The following is a 2,783-nucleotide window of genomic DNA, read 5'->3' as shown; positions in this document are numbered from 1 at the left end:
TCTTCGGGGGAAAGGTTGGTGAGTCCTGCGAAGTGTTCGGCGACGTCTTGCTGATTTTCTGACAGGGTGTTGATACAGAGGTTTCGGTTTGCCTGCAATATGGGAATGATGCCTGCCTGCCGGTTGATACATAACATAACGGTAGGCGGCTCGTCGGTAATCGGCGCTACGGCTGTCATGGTAATGCCGTAACGTCCGGACTGTCCGTCTGTGGTAATAACATGGACGCCTGCGGCACAGGATGCCATAGCATCGCGGAATGGACTCTTGAGTGTGTGTGCGGAATCTGTCATTCAGTTTCTTTTATTTTAGTGCCTGCTCAATTTGCGCGAGCTGGCGCAAAAGCTCTTTCAATTCGAGCATTTTTTCTTTAGATAAGATTTTTTCGATGGCGTCATAGCGTTCATCCACTTGTGCGCCTATGGTTTCGTACAGTTTTTCGCCTTCTTGGGTCAGCTTCAGGTAAACGCGGCGCTGGTCGTTAGAGGGTTTCAGGCGTACCGCCAAGCCTGCTTTTTCCAGTCGGGTCAGGATGCCGGTCAGGCTGGGACGTAAGATGCAGGCTTGGTTGGCGAGATCTTGGAAGTCTAATGTGCCGTTTTCTGCCAGAAGGCGGATGATACGCCATTGCTGGTCGGTAATATTGGCTTGGTTCAAAATAGGGCGGAATTGTGTCATCAACGCTTCTCGGGCTTGAATCAGTCCAATATTGATAGATGCATGTTTAGATTGGTTGGGCATTATAAGTCTCCATTGTTATCAAAAATCAAACCGTTGAAGCGCGAGGCGGGTATGCAAAAAGCGTTTTTTCATTATAAGCCGCTATTGAAGCGGCAAGGATATATGGGAACAAAAGTATCATTGTTTGGGTATGTTGGGAATACGCTAAACAATTTGTTTTGATAATAATGTTCCCAAGTTTTCTTATAATCCTATCTTAGTCTATTTTCTGCGCAATCTCAACAAAATCATCAAGTACGGATTTTTTGGGTAATTCATTTCTTTAAAAAACGAATATATTTTGAAACGATGGATATGCCGTATGGTATTTGAGTTCTTTATATTTTAAGGATTTTAAGCGAGAGGGCGTACCGCCAGCTGAAATCGGCAACGCCGACGGAGAGGCTGACGATAAAGAGTACCGCCAGCGCCAGCAGGTTCGACAGGTTGAAATAAGAAGATTTCGGAGACATAGGTTCGGTGGGGACGGGTTTCAGACGGCCTCAAACGGTCATCGGGGCCGTCTGAAAAACAAAAACGAAAACCGACGGCGCGTCCGGTCAGTATTCTGACAGCGGTTTTTCCGGGTCGTAGCCGCCGTCGCTTTCCTTGACGACGGCCTGCCCGCAGATAATGTGTTCGCCGTCGAACGTGAGGGTGGGGTTGCCGTACAGCTCCCAGCCGTTTTGCAGTGCTTCGGTAACGCGGCGGCAGAACGAGGCGTCATCCGGTCCGGTGAGGTAGCGGTAGAGTTTCATGAGCGGTTTCTCCAGTGTGAAAAACATTTTCAGACGGCCTCAAAAGCAGGACGGGGCCGTCTGAAACAGTATAGTGAAATATCTAAAAAATAGTAACGGCCATATTCGGTAATTTACTCTTTCCGAGCGGCGGAAAAGGGACAAGACTGCCGTTGCGGCGCACAGGCCGTCTGAAATCCCACTGCCTGCCTTGCCAGATTCCGCGCTATCGGTTTATTTGGCGGCGTTAAACGCTTCCGTTACCTGTTTGGACGCATTCAGCAATTCCTGGGCGCCGCTTGCGGCAAGGTAGGTTTCCGGCGGCAGGTAGACCACCTGTCCCTTTTTCCAAGCCGTCGTTTCGGCCACCAGCGGGTTGTCCAAAACGTCTTTGGCCGCCTTGCCTTCCTCGCCGATGGCGGCAGAACGGTCCAGCACAAACAACCAGTCGGGATTGGTTTTTTTAATGTATTCGAACGTAACGGGCTGACCGTGGTTGCCTTTTTCCTTGATGGAGGAGTCGGCGACAGGCACGCCGATGTCTTGGTGAAGCCAGCCGCCCAGGTGCGAGCCGGTGCCGAAGGCGGACATCTTGCCGCCGTTGACCAGAATCACCAGCCCCTTGCCCAGGGCGGCGGCCTTGGCCGCTTCAAACGAAGCGTTGATTTCCGCTTTCAATTTGTCCGCCTCCGCCTGTTTGCCGAAAATCTGAGCCAGCGCGTCGATGCGCTCTTTCGCACTGTCTTTCAGGTGCATAGGGGTTTGGTCAGTAGAAGAGGTTCATCAGCCAGATTCTGCTGCGCAATCCCCAATAGCTGCTCAATCCTGAGGTGTGATGTATCATTTTTCCGTTTTTAATCAAAATGATGGTCGGGGTGACGGCAATTTTCCAGTTGGCTGCCAATTGGTCGTCTGAATCGTTAACTGTCGGGAATTGCAGTTGATGTTCCTTCATATAGGATTGAATCTCTGTATCGGAGCCGGAATGTACGGCGACACCGAGCGTAGGAATACCGTTTTGATGTAGGCGATCGATTGTCGGGGATGTGTATGAGCAGATATGGCACCATGTTCCCCAAAAATAGACAACGGCAACACGTTCCTTGCTGAGTGTTTCGAGCGAAGTGCTGCTTCCATTGATAACACGGAGGGAATCTGATGAGGCTTGCATCGGTTGATTGGGTTTGCGCCACCAGTCAACGGCTACGGAAATCAGAATAAAGAGGAGGAGGGCTTGGATAAGGGATTTTAGATAAGGTAAGAGTCGTTTCATGTGGTGTCTGCATAAAACAGGCTGAATAGAAAGGAATCCGCATGTGCGGCTAC

The 2,783-nt window shown here is 50.3% G+C and carries 4 protein-coding genes and 2 pseudogenes; all 6 read right to left on the bottom strand.

The window, feature by feature from the left end; genetic code table 11:
• A partial coding sequence (locus HMPREF1051_RS09145) for a flavin reductase (RefSeq protein WP_036492764.1) occupies nucleotides 1–293 on the bottom strand: 293 nt, incomplete at its 3' end.
• A gap of 10 nt (nucleotides 294–303) precedes the next feature.
• The gene (gene hpaR / locus HMPREF1051_RS09140) at nucleotides 304–741 is read right to left on the bottom strand and encodes a homoprotocatechuate degradation operon regulator HpaR (RefSeq protein WP_003757119.1); all 438 of its coding nucleotides are present in this window, start codon (nucleotides 739–741) and stop codon (nucleotides 304–306) included.
• A gap of 335 nt (nucleotides 742–1,076) precedes the next feature.
• Nucleotides 1,077–1,193 (bottom strand): annotated as a pseudogene (locus HMPREF1051_RS09135) (iron ABC transporter); the annotation flags it as partial.
• A gap of 87 nt (nucleotides 1,194–1,280) precedes the next feature.
• A complete protein-coding gene (locus tag HMPREF1051_RS09130) occupies nucleotides 1,281–1,478 on the bottom strand; it encodes a DUF1737 domain-containing protein (RefSeq protein ID WP_003767583.1) in 198 nt (65 codons plus the stop codon).
• 213 nt (nucleotides 1,479–1,691) lie between these two features.
• Nucleotides 1,692–2,210: pseudogene (locus HMPREF1051_RS09125) on the bottom strand (ABC transporter substrate-binding protein); the annotation flags it as partial.
• Between the two features lie 13 nt (nucleotides 2,211–2,223).
• Nucleotides 2,224–2,730 carry a protein disulfide oxidoreductase gene (locus HMPREF1051_RS09120; RefSeq protein ID WP_003767580.1) on the bottom strand — a complete coding sequence of 169 codons (507 nt, stop codon included), beginning with the start codon at nucleotides 2,728–2,730 and terminating at the stop codon, nucleotides 2,224–2,226.
• Nucleotides 2,731–2,783: the final 53 nt, after the last annotated feature.

This window comes from Neisseria sicca VK64 (assembly GCF_000260655.1).
In the GTDB taxonomy this organism is placed as follows: domain Bacteria; phylum Pseudomonadota; class Gammaproteobacteria; order Burkholderiales; family Neisseriaceae; genus Neisseria; species Neisseria sicca_B.
The sequence above is the reverse complement of the archived record's forward strand: the minus strand, read 5'-3'. Positions and strand labels throughout refer to the sequence as shown.